Origin of the sequence: Mycolicibacterium rutilum (genome assembly GCF_900108565.1) — a bacterium.
Taxonomy (GTDB): domain Bacteria; phylum Actinomycetota; class Actinomycetes; order Mycobacteriales; family Mycobacteriaceae; genus Mycobacterium; species Mycobacterium rutilum.
Genome location: NZ_LT629971.1, coordinates 3,747,402 through 3,763,412, shown reverse-complemented (window position 1 = coordinate 3,763,412; position 16,011 = coordinate 3,747,402). Strand labels below are relative to the sequence as shown.

At 69.8% G+C, this 16,011-nt stretch carries 16 protein-coding genes; 6 read left to right on the top strand and 10 right to left on the bottom strand.

Annotated elements, in window-relative coordinates:
* Nucleotides 1–17 precede the first annotated feature (17 nt).
* The 5 genes from BLW81_RS18245 to BLW81_RS18225 form a co-directional block, all read right to left on the bottom strand.
* Complete coding sequence (locus tag BLW81_RS18245; RefSeq protein WP_083408392.1) at nt 18–1,916, bottom strand: peptidoglycan D,D-transpeptidase FtsI family protein; 1,899 nt, start codon at nt 1,914–1,916, stop codon at nt 18–20.
* Nucleotides 1,913–2,941 (bottom strand): cell division protein FtsL, encoded by a 1,029-nt coding sequence (locus BLW81_RS18240; RefSeq protein WP_083408391.1) that lies wholly within the window; start codon nt 2,939–2,941, stop codon nt 1,913–1,915. Before BLW81_RS18240 ends, BLW81_RS18245 begins: the two co-directional genes overlap by 4 nt.
* Complete coding sequence (gene rsmH, locus BLW81_RS18235) at nt 2,931–4,067, bottom strand: 16S rRNA (cytosine(1402)-N(4))-methyltransferase RsmH (protein ID WP_083408390.1); 1,137 nt, start codon at nt 4,065–4,067, stop codon at nt 2,931–2,933. Before rsmH ends, BLW81_RS18240 begins: the two co-directional genes overlap by 11 nt.
* Nucleotides 4,042–4,473 (bottom strand): division/cell wall cluster transcriptional repressor MraZ, encoded by a 432-nt coding sequence (mraZ, locus tag BLW81_RS18230; protein WP_083410632.1) that lies wholly within the window; start codon nt 4,471–4,473, stop codon nt 4,042–4,044. Before mraZ ends, rsmH begins: the two co-directional genes overlap by 26 nt.
* A 305-nt stretch (nt 4,474–4,778) precedes the next feature.
* Nucleotides 4,779–5,183, bottom strand: coding sequence for an SCO2097 family morphological protein (locus BLW81_RS18225; protein WP_083408389.1), 405 nt, complete (start codon nt 5,181–5,183; stop codon nt 4,779–4,781).
* A gap of 224 nt (nt 5,184–5,407) precedes the next feature.
* On the opposite strand from BLW81_RS18225, the gene BLW81_RS18220 reads away from it, so the two are divergent.
* The 4 genes from BLW81_RS18220 (at nt 5,408) to BLW81_RS18205 (ending at nt 9,517) form a co-directional block, all read left to right on the top strand.
* Entirely contained in the window at nt 5,408–6,022 is a 615-nt protein-coding gene (locus BLW81_RS18220; RefSeq protein WP_083408388.1) for a GNAT family N-acetyltransferase, read from the top strand.
* A 74-nt stretch (nt 6,023–6,096) separates the two neighbouring features.
* The gene (locus BLW81_RS18215; protein WP_083408387.1) at nt 6,097–6,732 is read left to right on the top strand and encodes an LppM family (lipo)protein; all 636 of its coding nucleotides are present in this window, start codon (nt 6,097–6,099) and stop codon (nt 6,730–6,732) included.
* 120 nt (nt 6,733–6,852) lie between these two features.
* Entirely contained in the window at nt 6,853–7,941 is a 1,089-nt protein-coding gene (gene idsA2 / locus BLW81_RS18210; protein WP_083410631.1) for a bifunctional (2E,6E)-farnesyl/geranyl diphosphate synthase, read from the top strand.
* 4 nt (nt 7,942–7,945) lie between these two features.
* A complete protein-coding gene (locus BLW81_RS18205; RefSeq protein WP_083408386.1) occupies nt 7,946–9,517 on the top strand; it encodes an alpha-(1->6)-mannopyranosyltransferase A in 1,572 nt (523 codons plus the stop codon).
* Here BLW81_RS18205 and BLW81_RS18200 read toward each other — a convergent pair.
* Nucleotides 9,438–9,842 carry an Rv2175c family DNA-binding protein gene (locus tag BLW81_RS18200; RefSeq protein ID WP_083408385.1) on the bottom strand — a complete coding sequence of 135 codons (405 nt, stop codon included), beginning with the start codon at nt 9,840–9,842 and terminating at the stop codon, nt 9,438–9,440. The two genes, BLW81_RS18205 and BLW81_RS18200, sit on opposite strands and share 80 nt — an antisense overlap.
* Nucleotides 9,843–9,909: 67 nt before the next feature.
* Here BLW81_RS18200 and BLW81_RS18195 point away from each other — a divergent pair, with 67 nt between their 5' ends.
* On the top strand, nt 9,910–11,076 hold the full coding sequence (locus tag BLW81_RS18195; protein WP_083408384.1) for a protein kinase domain-containing protein: 1,167 nt from the start codon (nt 9,910–9,912) through the stop codon (nt 11,074–11,076).
* A 3-nt stretch (nt 11,077–11,079) separates the two neighbouring features.
* On the opposite strand, the gene BLW81_RS18190 is transcribed toward BLW81_RS18195, so the two are convergent.
* The 3 genes from BLW81_RS18190 to BLW81_RS18180 are packed head-to-tail and all read right to left on the bottom strand — an operon-like array spanning nt 11,080 to nt 13,886.
* A complete protein-coding gene (locus BLW81_RS18190; protein WP_083408383.1) occupies nt 11,080–12,468 on the bottom strand; it encodes a class II 3-deoxy-7-phosphoheptulonate synthase in 1,389 nt (462 codons plus the stop codon).
* Between the two features lie 33 nt (nt 12,469–12,501).
* Entirely contained in the window at nt 12,502–12,999 is a 498-nt protein-coding gene (locus BLW81_RS18185) for a polyadenylate-specific 3'-exoribonuclease AS (protein WP_083408382.1), read from the bottom strand.
* Nucleotides 12,999–13,886, bottom strand: coding sequence for a hypothetical protein (locus BLW81_RS18180; RefSeq protein WP_083408381.1), 888 nt, complete (start codon nt 13,884–13,886; stop codon nt 12,999–13,001). Before BLW81_RS18180 ends, BLW81_RS18185 begins: the two co-directional genes overlap by 1 nt.
* A gap of 111 nt (nt 13,887–13,997) precedes the next feature.
* On the opposite strand from BLW81_RS18180, the gene BLW81_RS18175 reads away from it, so the two are divergent.
* The gene (locus BLW81_RS18175; protein ID WP_083408380.1) at nt 13,998–15,275 is read left to right on the top strand and encodes a glycosyltransferase 87 family protein; all 1,278 of its coding nucleotides are present in this window, start codon (nt 13,998–14,000) and stop codon (nt 15,273–15,275) included.
* Here the strand turns inward: BLW81_RS18175 and BLW81_RS18170 are convergent, their stop codons facing one another.
* Nucleotides 15,276–16,001: a lysophospholipid acyltransferase family protein gene (locus BLW81_RS18170; RefSeq protein ID WP_083408379.1), complete on the bottom strand. Its 726-nt coding sequence runs from the start codon at nt 15,999–16,001 to the stop codon at nt 15,276–15,278.
* Nucleotides 16,002–16,011: the final 10 nt, after the last annotated feature.

Below are 16,011 nucleotides of genomic sequence, written 5' to 3'. Positions count from 1 at the left end.
CGGCTGTCGGCGGAGGGTCAGTCGGCCTGCAGCGTGAGCGGCGCACCGGGATCGGCGGACAGCGGCACGTTTTCGCGCTGCAGCAGCCAGGCCCCGATGTTGTGGAACAGCGGCGCGACCGTGGTGCCCGGCTGCCCGTCGGCGGTGCGGTGCGGGTTGTCCATCATCACCGCGACGACGTAGCGCGGGTTGTCGGCGGGCAGGATCCCGGCGAACGAGATCCAGTAGACGTCGTCGTAGTAGCAGCCGCAGCCCGGGTTGATCTGCTGCGCGGTGCCGGTCTTGCCCGCCACCTGGTACCCCTCGACCGCGGCCTGCGACCCCGTGCCCTGCTGGATGCCCCTCGGGTCGCGCTGGGTGGTCGCCCGCAGCATCTGCCGGACGGTCTGCGCGGTCTGCGGCGACACCACCGGGATGCCCTCGGGCCGCGGCTCGTCGGTGCGGCTGCCGTCGGGGGCGATGGTGGACTTCACCACGCGCGGCGGCACCCGCACACCGTCGTTGGCGATGGTCTGGTACATGCCGGCCAGCTGCAGCAGGGTCATCGAAAGGCCCTGTCCGATCGGCAGGTTCGCGAACGTGCTGCCCGACCACTGGTCGATCGGCGGGACCAGGCCCGCGCTCTCACCGGGCAGCCCGACACCGGTGCGCTGGCCGAGGCCGAACTTGCGCAGCATGTCGTAGAACCGCTGCGGGCCCAGCCGTTGCGCGAGCATCAGCGTGCCGACGTTCGAGGACTTACCGAAGATGCCCGTCGTGGTGTACGGCATCGTGCCGTGCTCCCACGCGTCGCGGACGGTGACACCGCCCATGTCGATCGAACCGGGCACCTGCAGCACCTCGTCGGGATGCGACAGCTTGTCCTCGATGACCGTTGCGGCGGTGACGATCTTGTTGACCGAGCCCGGTTCGTACGGCGCGGACACCGACGGGTTGCCCAGTTCGCGGTCCTCCTGGCGGCCGATGTCCTGGCTGGGGTCGAACGTGTTGTCGTTCGCCATCGCCAGCACCTCACCGGTTTTGGCGTCGAGGACCACACCCGAGACGTTCTTGGCACCGGACAGGTTCTTGGCCTGCTGCACCTGCTGCTGGACGTAGAACTGGATGTCGTCGTCGATGGTGAGCATCACCGACGATCCGTCGACCGCGTCGTGGCGGTTGCGGTAGCTGCCGGGGATCACCACACCGTCCGACCCGCGGTCGTAGGTGATCGATCCGTCGGTGCCCGCGAGCACCGCGTCCAGCGAGTCCTCGAGTCCGAGCAGCCCGTGGCCGTCCCAGTCGATGCCGCCGACGAGGTTGGCCGCCAGCGACCCGCCCGGGTACTGGCGCAGATCCTGCCGCTCGGAACCGACTTCGGGGAACTTCGTGGTGATCGCGTCGGCGATCGCGGGGTCGACCGCACGCGCGAGGTAGACGAACGACTCGTTGCTCTTGAGCTTCTTGAGCACGGTCGCCGAGTCCGGCTTGTTGTTCAGCCGCGAAGCGACCTCGGCGGCGATGTCGCGCAGCCGGCGGTCGGGTTCGGGGGCCTCGGTCGTCTTGGCCCTGGCCTCTTCCAACTGCTTGCGCACCTTGGCCGGCTGAAAGGTCAGCGCCCGCGCCTCGATCGTGAACGCCAGCTTGTCGTTGTTCCGGTCGACGATGGAACCGCGGACGGCCTTTTCGACGTCGGTGACCTTGAGTTGGCTCGCGGCCTCGGCGCGCAGTCCTTCGGCGCGGGGCACCTGCAGATTGAACAGCTGGCCGGCCGCCACGATCAGCACCAGGAAGATCGCGGCGTTGCCGACCCGGTGCCGGAACACGAAAGACGCACTGCGCAAACCGGTGTCGGTGACCACGGTGCGCGTCCGCCGGGCCTTCGCCGAACGCTCCTGCGTGCCCGACGTGCGACGCGGGCGGTCGGCGCGGCTCATGCGCCGGCGCCCGCCGGGGGCGCGAGCACAGGGACGGCCTGTTCGGCGCCCGGCACCGGACCCGGCAGCGCCTGCGGCGTCGGGATGTGCGGCGCCGCAGCGCCGTCCAGCGGGGCGGCCGGCAGCACCGGCGGGGCCATCGGTGCGGGCAGCTGTGCCGGCGGTACGGCCCCCGGGACGGGCAGCTGCGGTTGCACTGCGTGGGGCACCTCGACACCGGGCGGAACAGTAAGCGGCGCAACAGTTCCGGCGGGCGCCTGTAGTCCGGGCAGCCCAGCGGTGCGGTCCGGAACACGCACCGGAACCTCGCGCGGTTCGACGACCCGCGGCGCGGGCGGTCCCGGCGGCGGTGCGGGCGCCGCCTCGGGCAGCGGCGTGTTCAGCGGCGGCGGCGGGACGCCCTCGGCGGGTTTGGGTGTGCCGACGACGATCCAGTTGCCGGCGGGATCCTGGACCAGATGCGCGGTGTCGCGGGACGGGATCATGCCGAGTTCGCGGGCCGCCTCGGCCAGCGCCGGCGCGGCCTGCGCTTCGAGCACGTCACGCTCGAGCGCTTCCTTCTTTTGCAGCAGGGCCCGATTCGTCTCGCGGGCATTGCCCAACTGATAGGAGCGTTCGGCGGCGTCGGTGGACAGCCACAGCGTGGTGCCGAGGCCGAAGCCCAGCGACCCGATCACCAGCACGACGAACGGGACCCGGGCGACGAGTGTGCGCGGGTTCAGGTCGATCGACGACAACCGGACGAGGATGCGTTCCCGCAGCGGCGGGCGAACAACCTTCGGCGCCTTGGCTTTCCGAGCCTTGGCGCGCGCCTTGGCCTGGCTGGCGGTCTTCGGCCTGCCCGGCGCGTCGGTGGGCCGCGGGATCGGGTTGGTCTGCGGGGCGGACCGTGCCGGCCGCTGCTCGCGCGCCGGCGCCCGTCGCGCCTGCGTCTCCGGTGACCGGCGCGCCCCGCCGCGGGTGGTGCGACGACGGTCGTCGCCGGAGCGCTTGGCTGCTTTGCGCTTGGTCTGCTCAGGCTTCACGGCCGTCCCCCACCTTCTCCAGTGCTCGTAGCCGCACGGGCGCGCTACGCGGGTTCTGTTCGATCTCCTCGGGAGTCGCGCGCTCGGCGCCTCGCGTGAGAGCGACGAATTCCGGTCCGTGGCCGGGTAATTCGACCGGCAGCCCCTCCGGCGTCCGCGACGCGGTGGCCGCGGCGAAGGACGCCTTGACGATGCGGTCCTCCAGCGACTGGTACGCCATCACCGCGATGCGCCCGCCCGGCGCCAGCGCGCTCAGCGCGGCAGGCAGCGCGTCGCGCAGCGAGTCGAGTTCGGCGTTGACCGCGATCCGCAGCGCCTGGAAGGTGCGCTTGGCCGGATGCCCACCCGTGCGCCGAGCGGGCGCCGGGATCGCGTCGTAGAGCAGCTCGACGAGCTCGGCGGTGGTGCGGAACGGCGCGCGGGCGCGACGGCGGACGATGTGCGCGGCGATCCGGGACGCGAAGCGCTCCTCGCCGAACTCCCGCAACAGCCGGGTGATGGCCTTCTGGTCGTAGGTGTTGAGGATCTCGGCCGCCGTCAGCGTGGCGTCCGGGTCCATCCGCATGTCCAGCGGGGCGTCGGAGGCGTAGGAGAAGCCGCGCTCCACACGGTCGAGCTGCATCGACGAGACACCGAGGTCGAACAACACGCCGTGCACCGGCGCGGTCAGCACCCGGCCGATGCCGTCGTAGCGGGTGCGCACCAGCGTGACCCGGTCGCCGAAACGCGCCAGCCGTTCACCGGCGATGTGCTGCGCGTCGGGGTCGCGGTCCAGACCGATCAGCCGCAAGCCGGGAAAGTCGGTCAGGAAACGCTCGGCGTGGCCGCCCGCTCCGAGCGTCGCATCGACCAGCACCGCACCGTCGCCGGTCGCGGACTGCCGTGTCAGGGCGGGGGCGAGCAGTTCGACGCAGCGGTCCAGCAGGACGGGAACGTGTCCGTGATTCATGTCGCCGGCCTCCCGGCTCGTCATTACTCCGGTCGGCGCCCCTGCACCGAGGTCCCTGTCCGAGAGCGCGAACCTGGCGTTGGGGAAGTACGCCAGGGCCGGTTCGGGCAGAGGCCGCGATGCACGGGCACCGTGTCGGTCGACCGCCGGATCAGATGATGTCGTGCAGAGCTTCATTGGTGGCCGCGGAGAAGTCTTCTTCGTGGGTCTGCTGGTACTCCTGCCATGCCGCCGAATCCCAGATCTCCAAATAGTCGACCGATCCGATCACCACGCAGTCCTTCGACAGGTTGGCGTAGCGGCGGTGGTCGGCCGACAGGGTGATCCGGCCTTGTGCGTCGGGGTGCTGTTCGTCGGTGGCGGCGGCGAGGTTGCGCAGGAACGCGCGTGCTTCCGGATTGCTCCGCGATGCCTGCGAGGCCCGTCGTGCCAGCTTTTCGAATTCGTCGCGCGGATACACGGCAAGGCTGTGATCTTGGCTTTTCGTCACCATCAACCCTCCTGCCAGCGCGTCGCGGAACTTGGCGGGCAGCGTGAGCCGCCCCTTGTCGTCGAGCTTCGGCGTGTAGGTGCCGAGAAACATCTCGCCCTCCTGCGCCACCGTCCGGAGCCCCGATCCGCTCCGTTGTCCGCCACTTTACCCCACAATCCCCCACTTTCCGCCATTTGATAGCGAAATCTCACCACGCACCCCCACAACCACCCCGAATGCCGGGTGATTTCACGGCTGATTCGGCCCCGGCGAGCCGAGGAGGTCGTCGTCTGCCCAGCTGAGCGCTGTTTTTTAGAGAGGTGGGGCGCAGTGGGGGGCGCGACACGCGGTGGCCGCCCTCCGGCGCAAAAAAGAAGGGGCAGCCCGTGTCGGGCTACCCCTGGGGTCGAGTACGGCTACTCGTCGAAGCGACGACGGAAGCGGTCCTCCATGCGGCTGGTGAACGACCCGGTGCCGCCCTTGGCGCGCTTCTGACGCGGCGCACCCGGCTCGGCCGGCGAACGGTCGCGGCCACCGGGCACGCGCGGTCCGGTGATCGCGAACACCACGCCGCCGAACATCACGATGAAGCCGATGACCGACAGGATCGGGAAGCCACTGATCTGGGTGGCCGGGAACGCGACGCCGGACACCAGCAGAGCGAGACCGATGACGAACAGCGCGGCGCCCTGGAGGCGGCGGCGGGTCGACGGGGCGCGCAGCGTTCCACCGCGGACGCTCGAGGCGAACTTCGGGTCCTCGGCGTAGAGCGCGCTCTCGATCTGGTCGAGCATGCGCTGCTCATGATCGGAGAGTGGCATTCGTCCCTCCCTCGGAACCCTGGGCCGATCCGGCCGACTCAAAAAGACAAACTCGCGGTGTGCTCGCCTTAACGGGCACCTAACAGTCATGATACGAGGTCAATCTGAGCCGTACCACCTTGTTCGACAGTCGATTGTATGACGTGCGCCGCCGGTGGGGATTGATAGGGACGCCCGCTCGATAATGGTGTGACGACACCGCCCGACACGGGGAAAGGCTGAAGTTGGCGACATATCTCATCGATCTGTCGCCGAGCGATATGCAACGCCGGCTCGGTGACGCCCTCGCGGTCTACGTCGACGCCATGCGCTATCCGCGCGGCACCGAGGATCAGCGGGCGTCGATGTGGCTCGAACACACCCGCAGGCCGGGCTGGAAGGCCGTCGCGGCGGTGCAACTCGGCGACAGCGACGGCGTCGACGACGGCGGCCGGCCGCTGAGCGACGCCGAGCTGGCCACCGCGCCGATGCTCGGCATCGCCTACGGCTACTGCGGTGCTCCCGACCAGTGGTGGCAGCAGCAGGTGGTGTCCGGTCTGCAGCGCATCGGCGCCGACCGCATGCGCATCGCCGAGCTGATGAGCAGCTATTTCGAGCTCACCGAACTGCACATAGACCCGCGCGCCCAGGGCCGTGGCCTCGGCGAGGCGTTGGCCCGCAGACTGCTCGGCGACCGCACGGAGGCCTACGTCCTGCTGTCGACCCCGGAGATCAGCGGCGAGGCGAACCGGGCGTGGCGGCTGTACCGCAGGCTGGGCTTCACCGACGTCATCCGGGGCTACCACTTCGCGGGCGACCCCCGCGCTTTTGCCATCCTCGGTCGGGCACTGCCGCTGTGAGGACGCGAATCTGGCACGATGACCACGTGCCGGCCCGCCATCGTCGCAGCAGAACCCGGCTGCTCGCGCTCGTCATGCTGTTGCTCGTCGTCCTGCCGACCGCCGTCGGCTGCGTCCGGGTCCGGGCGTCGCTGACGGTGAGCCCCGACGACCGGGTCTCGGGTCAGATCGTGGCCGCGGCCAAGCCGCGCGACGCCGACGACAAGGGTCCCCAACTGCTCAACAACCTGACCTTCGCCAACAAGGTCGCGGTCTCGGAGTACAGCCGCGACGACTACGTGGGCTCGCAGGCCGTGTTCTCCGACCTGACGTTCGCCGAGCTGCCGCAGCTGGCGAACATGAACCGCGATGCCGCCGGCGTCGACATCTCCCTGCGGCGCGCCGGCGATCTGGTCATCCTCGAGGGCCGCGTCGATCTGACCTCGCTCAGCGACTCGGAGGCCGACGTCTCGCTGACCGTGTCGTTCCCCGGCGAGGTCACCTCGACCAACGGCGATCAGGTGTCGGCCGAGATCGTCGAATGGAAGTTGCGGCCCGGCGTGGTGAGCACCATGAGCGCCCAGGCCCGCTACACCGACCCGAGCGCCCGCTCGTTCACCGGCGCGGCGATCTGGCTGGGTATCGGCTCTTTCCTGGTGGCCGGCATCATCGGCGCGCTGGCGTACATGACCCGCGACCAATCGCCGCGGGTCGGCGGCGCGCGCGATTAGACCGCGATTAGAGGTTGGCCGCCGCGCTCGTCCTGACTTGCTAGGACGCCACCGGCAGGCTCTACTCTGAAGGCGTTTGGGGGCAGGGTGGACGCACACAGAAAGGGGCGCCTGCTGAGCGTGCATGCAGCGGCACCGTCAGCCGTCGAGTTGGCGGGCGCCGTCACCGAACAGTTGCGCGGCTACCTGCGCGACCGCCGCGCCGACTGCGCCTACATGGGCGACGACTACGCCGAACTGACCGCGGCACTCGAACAATTCGTCCTGCAGGGCGGCAAACGGCTGCGGCCGCTGTTCGCCTACTGGGGTTGGCGCGCGGTCGCCGATGCCACCGGCGACCCGCTGGACCCGGGTGTGCTGCGGTTGTGCTCGGCACTGGAACTGCTGCACGCCTGCGCGCTCGTGCACGACGACGTCATCGACGCGTCCGCGACGCGCCGCGGCTTTCCCACCGTGCACCGGCTGTTCGCCGAGCGGCACCGCAGCAGCGGCTGGCACGGTTCGGCCGAGCAGTTCGGGCTGTCGGCGGCGATCCTGCTCGGCGACCTGGCGCTGGTGTGGGCCGACGACGTGGTCGCTACCGCCGATCTGCCCGCCGACGCGGCCCGGCGGGTGCGCACGGTGTGGTCGGCGATCCGCACCGAGGTGCTCGGCGGCCAGTACCTCGACATCGTCGCCGAGGCCAGCGGTGCCGAATCGGTGGCATCGGCGCTGACGGTCAACGAGTACAAGACCGCCTCCTACACGATCACCCGGCCGCTGCAGCTCGGTGCTGCGGCGGCGGCCGACCGGCCCGATTTGCAGGAGGCGTTCCGGCGGTTCGGGACCGACCTCGGGGTCGCGTTCCAGCTGCGCGACGACGTGCTCGGGGTGTTCGGCGACCCGGCGGTCACCGGTAAACCGTCCGGCGACGACCTGCGCTCCGGTAAGCGCACCGTACTGCTGGCCGAGGCGGTCGAGCTGGCCGAGAAGAGCGACCCGGTCGCGGCCAAGCTGCTGCGCACCTCGATCGGCTCGGACCTGTCCGAGTCGCAGGTCAGAGAGCTGTGCGGGGTGATCGAGTCCGTCGGCGCGCTCGCGGCGGTGGAGAGCCGGATCGACGAACTCACCCGCAGCGCCCTCGGCGTCCTCGATGCTGCCGCGATCGACCCGAATGCCAAGGCCGGCCTGACCGAGCTCGCCCGATTGGCCGCCAACCGGTCCGCATAACGGCATGACCACCCCCGCGCCGGTGCGGCAATCGAGAAGTTTTCTCGCTGAGCACATCTCACGACTCGCGTCGTTCGCGTCCTCCGCCGAGGCCAAACCGGCCCGGCTGGGCTTTCTGGGGGCGGTGCTGATCACCGCGGGCGGTCTGGGCGCGGGCAGCACCCGGTTGCACGATCCGCTGCTGGAGTCGCTGCACCTGTCGTGGCTGCGCTTCGGGCACGGCCTGGTGCTGTCGTCGATACTGCTGTGGGCCGGCGTCGCGCTGATGCTGGCGGCGTGGCTGTGGTTGGGCCGCCGGGTGATCGGCCGCACGACCTCCGAATACACGATGGTCGCGACGACCGGGTTCTGGCTGTTGCCGTTGCTGCTCAGCGTGCCGCTGTTCAGCCGCGACACCTACTCCTACCTGGCCCAGGGGGCGCTGCTGCGCGACGGTTTCGACCCGTACGCCGTCGGCCCCATCGACAACCCGAACTCGTTGCTGGACAACGTCAGTCCGATCTGGACCACGACGACGGCACCCTACGGGCCGGGCTTCATCCTGATCGCGAAGTTCGTCACGATGGTGGTGGGCGAGGACGTCGTCGCGGGCACGATGCTGCTGCGCCTGGGCATGCTGCCCGGCCTGGCGCTGCTGATCTGGGCCGCCCCCCGGGTCGCCCGCCACATCGGCGCCGACGGCGCCACCGCGCTGTGGATCTGCGTGCTCAACCCGCTGGTGATCATTCATCTGATGGGCGGCGTGCACAACGAGATGCTGATGGTCGGGCTGATGATGGCCGGTATCGCCCTGACCTTCAGCGGACACCACTTCGCGGGGGTGGGACTGATCGGCGCGGCGGTCGCGGTGAAAGCCACGGCCGGACTGGCGCTTCCGTTCATGGTGTGGGTGTGGGCGCGGGACCTGCGCGACCGCCGCGGCTTCGCGCCCGTGAAAGCCTTCGCGGCCGCGACGGCGGCGTCGGCGCTGATCTTCGTCGCGGTGTTCGCGGTGCTGTCGTTGGCGGCCGGGGTGGGCCTGGGCTGGCTGACCGCGTTGGCCGGCTCGGTGAAGATCATCAACTGGCTGACCCTGCCGACCGCGGCGGCCAACCTGATCAACGTGTTCGGCGGGTTGTTCCTGCCGGTCAACTTCTACGCCGTGCTCGACATCGCCCGGATCATCGGCATCGCGGCGATCGCGCTGTCACTTCCGCTGCTGTGGTGGCGGTTTCGCCATACCGACCGCGAGGCGCTGACCGGTATCGCGTGGGTGATGGTCGTCGTGGTGCTGCTGGTGCCCGCCGCGTTGCCGTGGTACTACACCTGGCCGCTGGCCGTGGTGGCGGCGTTGGCCCAGACGCGCCGCTCCATCGCCGTGATCGCCGCGCTGTCGACGTGGATCACCGTGATCTGGAAACCCGACGGAGCCCACGGCATGTACTCGTGGCCGCACGTGCTGCTGGCCACCGCATCGGCCGCGGTGGCCTGGTACTGCCTGCACCGCACGCCCGGAGTCAGTACGCCATCGCCTGGGCCCGACGCACCACCTCACGGGCCTGATGCGAGTGAAGAGCATCAACCGGCCGGGCATTAGCCTGCTTGTCGTTGGCGCCGTCGCGGCTGATGGTCAGTGACGGGTCCGGGGTGAACAGCCAACGCAGGATCTCGGTTTCGTGATAGCCGCCGTCGTGCAGCACGACGAGCAACCCGGCCAGGCTCTTGACGACGTGCCCGTTGGCGTCGAAGAACGCCTTCGGGATCACCACCGCGCCCCCGCGGCGCACGGCGAGCAGGTGCCCTTCGCGCAACTGCTGGTGCACCTTGGTCACCGGAACGCCGAGCAGGTCGGCGACGGCGGGCAGGTCGTATACCTCTTCGGCGGGATCGAGAACGTCCTCGGCGGCCGGAATGCTGCTCACCGCACCGAGTCTAGATCCGGCGACCCGCGACCGTAGGCGCATATTCGCCGGGAAAGCCGTCCGTAACATGTCTCCGGTGGACGCCTACGCCGACCCGCTGGCCGGGACTGTGCTCGACGGTCGGTACCGCGTCGACACCCTGATCGCCACCGGCGGGATGTCCGCAGTGTACCGCGGACTGGATTTGCGGCTGGACCGGCCGGTCGCGGTCAAGATCATGGACTCGCGGTACGCGGGCGACACGCAGTTCCTGACGCGCTTCCAGCGCGAGGCGCGGGCGGTGGCGCGGCTGGCCCACCCCGGCGTCGTCGCCGTCTTCGACCAGGGCGGCGGGCAGGCGGGCGGCACGCCACCGTTCCTGGTGATGGAACTCGTCGAGGGCGGCACGCTGCGGGAGCTGCTGCGCGAGCGCGGGCCGATGCCTCCGCACGCCGCGGCCGCCGTGCTGAGTCCCGTCCTGGGTGGGCTCGCGACCGCTCACCGCGCGGGCCTGGTGCACCGGGACATCAAGCCGGAGAACGTGCTGATCTCCGATTCCGGCGACGTCAAGATCGCCGACTTCGGCCTGGTGCGCGCGGTCGCCGACGCCAAGATCACCTCCACCAGCGTCATTTTGGGCACCGCGGCCTACCTGTCGCCCGAACAGGTCAGCACCGGCGACGCCGGACCCGGCAGCGACGTCTACTCGGCAGGCATCCTGACCTACGAGCTGCTGACCGGTCACACCCCGTTCACCGGGGACAGCGCCCTCACCGTCGCCTATCAGCGCATGGACAACGACGTCCCGCCGCCGAGCTCGGTGATCTCCGGTGTCCCACCGCAATTCGACGAATTCGTGCTGAGGGCCACCGACCGCGACCCCGTGCAGCGGTATGCCGACGCCCAGGAGATGGGCGACGACCTCGCCGCGATCGTCGACGAACTCGCGTTGCCGCCGTTTCGGGTGCCCGCGCCGCGCAGCTCCGCGCAGCACACCTCCGCGGTGGTGCCGATCCCGGCCACGCCCCCGGCACCGCGTCAACGCACCCGCGCGCTGGTCCGCGACGAGCTTCCCGAACCCGAACATCTGCCTGCGGCAGGACAATTCGCCGGGATCGACCTCGACGAGTTCTACTGGGCGCGGCAGCGCGCCAAGCGGGCCCTGCTGTTCTGGGTCATCACGGTGCTCACGCTGACCGGGCTGATCGCCGTCGCCGCCTGGACGGTCGGCAGCAATCTGCCGAACCTGATCTGACGATCAGTCGCGCAGCATCTCCGCGACCAGGAACGCCAGCTCCAGGCTCTGCTGGGTGTTCAGCCGCGGATCGCAGGCGGTCTCGTAGCGACCGGCCAGGTCGCTGTCCGAAATGTCTTGCGCGCCACCGAGACACTCGGTGACGTTCTCACCGGTGATCTCGACGTGGATACCGCCGGGATGGGTGCCCAGCGCCCGGTGCACCTCGAAGTAGCCCTGCACCTCGTCGACGATGCGGTCGAAGTGGCGGGTCTTGTAGCCGGTCGAGGACTCGTGGGTGTTGCCGTGCATCGGGTCGCACTGCCAGATCACCTGGTGCCCGGTCGCCTGCACCTTCTCGATGATCGGCGGCAGCAGATCGCGAACCTTGTTGTTGCCCATGCGGGTCACCAGCGTCAGCCGGCCCGGCACGTTGTTCGGGTCGAGGCGTTCGACGTACTCGACCGCCAGTTCCGGCGTCATGGTCGGGCCGAGCTTGATGCCGATCGGGTTGGCGATCACCTCGGCGAACGCGACGTGTGCGCCGTCGAGCTGGCGGGTGCGCTCGCCGATCCACACGTAGTGCGCGGACAGGTCGTAGAGCGAGGACTCGCCCGCCGCGTTTTCCGAGAGGCGCAGCATCGCGCGCTCGTAGTCGAGCACCAGCGCCTCGTGCGACGCGTAGATCTCGGCGGTCTGCAGATTGCGGTCGTCGACGCCGCACGCGCTCATGAAGGTCAACGCCCGGTCGATCTCCCCGGCCAGCGCCTCGTAGCGCGCGCCGGCCGGCGAGGTGCGGACGAACTCGCGGTTCCAGTCGTGCACCTGGTGCAGCGAGGCCAGCCCGGACGCCGTGAGCGCCCGCACCAGGTTCATCGCGGCGCTGGCGTTGGCGTAGGCGCGCACCAGCCGCGACGGATCATGCTCGCGGGCCGCGGCGTCGGGCGCGAAGCCGTTGACCATGTCGCCGCGGTAGGACTTCAGCCCCAGGGCGTCGATGTCGGACGAGCGCGGTTTGGCGTACTGACCCGCGATGCGGGCGACCTTGACCACCGGCACGCTCGCGCCGTAGGTGAGCACCACCGCCATCTGCAGCAGCGTGCGGATGTTGGCGCGGATGTGCGGTTCGGTGTTGTCGACGAAGGTCTCGGCGCAGTCGCCGCCCTGCAGCAGGAACGCCTTGCCGAGGGCCACGTCGGCGAGCAGACCCTTGAGCCGCTCGATCTCGGCGGGCACGGTCACCGGCGGGACGCTCTCCAGCACGGTGCGCATGTTCTTGGCCGCTTCGGCGTCCCAGCTGGGTTGCTGCACCGCGGGCCGGGCGAGCGCCGCGTCGAGCCGTTGCCGCAGGTCATCGGGCAGCGGCGGCAGTGCAGGCAGCTGGTCGATGGGTACGTCGACGGTCCAGTTCACCCGTTCATGGTAACGGCCCGCGACGGGTGGTTTTCACCGCTGGCCAGGCGCTTCCCCGGCGGTCATCAGCTGGTACCGGCGCAGGTTGTGCCGGGCGTCGACCAACGCGTCGTGCGCGTCGCGCGGCCGCGGCGGCATCCGCGGCGAGCCGCGGTCCTCCCAGAACTGGCGCAGTTCGCGGGTGAACCGCGGGATCGCCGGCGGCAGGTCGGTCATCGGCCCCCACAGCTGGCACAGCACCACGTGGTCGTAGGCGCCCACCCAGGCCCACAGCTCGATGGGCTCGTCACCGTCGATGCCGAAGAAGTCCTCCAGCTCCGAACGGATCTGCCGCCGCGACCGCCACAGCTGCGAGGCGGGCGGCGGCAGTTTGGGCAGCACGTTCTTGCGGACCCAGCTGCCCGCCCGTTCCGGGTTGAATTCCGTTGAGACGGCGTAATATTCGCGTCCATCCTCAGCGGCCACGCCGATTGAGATCAGCTCGATGGTGCGGCCGTTGTCGATGAATTCGGTGTCGTAGAAGTAGCGCACTAAGCGGGTTCCTTTGCGAGGTGCTCCGATGCGGTCCGGTCCTTCGGCGCAGGGGCCGCGCGAATCTCGCGGTCGAGTTGCTCGTCGACCTTGGCGTCGTCGGGGAATTTCGGCATCCCCGCGATCGCGTCCTGCAGCCATAGTTTGGCCTGTACGACCGGCCGCCGCAGCCAGCGCTCCCGTTCCAGCGCCCGGTGCATCTTGCGGGGCCGGTTGGTGTAGCGCCACCGCGCCCACGGCGCATGTGGCCGCGACAGCCGGATCGCGCCGACGACCAGCAGCGGGGTGATGAACATGCCGACCAGGCCGGTCCACACCTTGCCCTTGAGCAGCACCACCACCGCCAGCAGCAGGGTCAGCACCGCGATCGCGATCACGCTGGCCCTGGCGAGCAGGGTGTGGTCGCTGCGCCAGATGTCGATGTCGAAGAACGACAGCGGGTTGAAACCCAGGATGAGCAGGCCGGCGACCGCGACCGCGGCGAACACCGCGTCCACCGAGGTCCGGCCGTCCTCGGCCCAGTAGACGTCCTGCAGGTGCAGGATCAGTGCGAACTCGTCGAGCACCAGTGCGGCACCGATCCCGAAAAAGGTTGCCGCCACCGTGAATTCGGGTACTCCCCCGTCAACGGCCAGCGTCACCATCGTCACACCGGAGATCATGACCAGGATCACACCGATCACCACGTGGTGGATGTGCAGCCCGGAACCCGTGCCGATGTTGCGGGGCTGCCACCACTTGCGGGGTGCGTCGCTGCCGGCGTGGCGACGGATGTACCGCACGATCGTGCGGGTCACGAAGAACGTCAGGATGAACGCGACCAGGCAGAAGACGAGCGGTATCCGGCCCGTCGGGACCGCGAAGTCGAAGTGGAGGTCCGCGCGCACCCAGAAAACTTACGCCGACCGCCGCGGCGGTGAGCAGCACTATGACCAGCGCGTGTCGGGGCCGGGATACCGGCTGATGCGACGGGGCTCCCCGATAGTCTGGTCGGCGACATGAGTATGTGGCGGTCGCCCGGCGGGGCTGGTTGGGGGCCAACGCTCGCCTGGCGGCTGTTTCAGCTGCTGACGCTGGCCGCGTTGGTCTGGGCCGGCTGGCGCCTGCTCGGCCGGATCCCCTACCGCATCGACGTGGACGTTTACCGGATGGGCGGCCAGGCCTGGCTGGACGGGCGGCCGTTGTACGCCGACGGCGCGATGTTCCACACCCGCGGTGGGCTCGACCTGCCGTTCACCTATCCCCCGCTGGCCGCGGTGTTCTTCTCGCCGTTCGCGCTGCTGTCGCTGGAGGCGGCGAGTGTCGCGATCACCGCGACCACCCTGGTGCTGCTGATCGTCGCAGTGACGATCGTGCTGCACCGGCTCGATGTGTGGCCCACGACCACGGTGACCGGCGAGCCGGCGTGGCTACGCCGCGCGTGGCTGGCCACCGCCCTCGTCGCGCCCGCGGTCGTCTACCTCGAGCCGATCCGGTCCAACTTCGATTTCGGGCAGATCAACGTGGTGCTGATGACGCTGGTCATCGCCGACTGCGTGCCGCGCCGGACGCCGTGGCCGCGGGGCATGCTGCTCGGCCTGGCGATCGCGCTCAAGCTCACGCCCGCGGTGTTCCTGCTCTACTTCCTGCTGCGCCGCGACACCCGCGCGATGATCGTGACCGTGATCTCGGCCGCGGTCGCCACCCTGGCCGGCGTCGCGTTCGCGTGGCGGGACTCGCTGGAGTACTGGACCGAGACCGTGCGCAACACCGACCGCATCGGCACCGCGACGCTGAACACCAACCAGAACATCGCGGGCGCCCTGGCCCGGCTGGGGCTGGGCGAAGGCCCGCGGTTCGTGCTGTGGGTGGTGGCCTGCTTCGCGGTGCTGGGCCTGACGGTGTGGGCGGTGCGCCGCGTGCTCAAAGCCGGCGAGCCGGTGCTCGCGCTGATCTGCGTGGCGATGTTCGGGCTCGTCGTCTCCCCGGTGTCGTGGTCACACCACTGGGTCTGGGCGCTGCCGACGTTGGTGGTGACCGCGGTGCTGGCCTACCGGAGGCGGCACGCCGGGCTGGCCGCGGTGGCGCTCGCCGGCTTCGCGCTGATGGTGTGGACCCCGATCACGCTGATGCCCGAGCACCGCGAGACCGCGGCGCCGCTGTGGCGGCAGCTGGCGGGCGGGTCCTATGTGTGGTGGGCCGTCTTGGTCATCGTGGCCGCCGGTTCGCTGTCGGCGACCGCGACACGGGGCCGTGAGCCGGCCCAGGCTGCCACGCCGGTGCCCGCTGCGGGCTGATCAGCCCGCGGCTACCTCGGGCATTCGGGCCGACGGTGTCGTCGTGCCGTCGGCCTTGCCCTCCTTGACATCGGCGGCGTACAGGTCGACGTACTCCTGACCGGAGAGCCGCATCAGCTCGTACATCACCTCGTCGATGACCGCACGCTCGATGAAGCGGTTGCCCGCGAGGCCCTCGAAGCGGCTGAAGTCCATCGGCTTGCCGAGCACGACCCGGACCCGCGCGGGTCGCAGGCCTTTCTTGCCGGGTGGGTTCACGACGTCGGTTCCGACCATCGCGACGGGGATCACCGGCACACCGGTCTGCAGGGCCAGCCGGGCCAGCCCGGTCTTGCCCTTGTACAGCCGGCCGTCCGGGGAGCGGGTGCCCTCGGGATACATGCCCAGCAGTTTGCCTTCGCCGAGGATGCGCGCGGCGGTGTTGAGCGCGTCCTGCGCGGAGTCGGCGTCGGTCCGATCGATGGGGACCTGCCCGACCGCGGTGTAGAACCAGGCGATCAGCCGGCCTTTGACGCCGGTCCCGGTGAAGTACTCCTGCTTGGCGAGGAAGGTGATGCGGCGCCGGACCATCAGCGGCAGGTAGAAGCTGTCCATCACGGCCAGGTGATTACTGGCCAGGATCGCCGGTCCTGAACTCGGAATATGTTCGAGGCCTTCGATTTTGGGACGGCCGATCAAGGCGAGCAGGGGGCCCAGCAATACATACTTGAACAGCCAATACCACATAGGGCCTCCC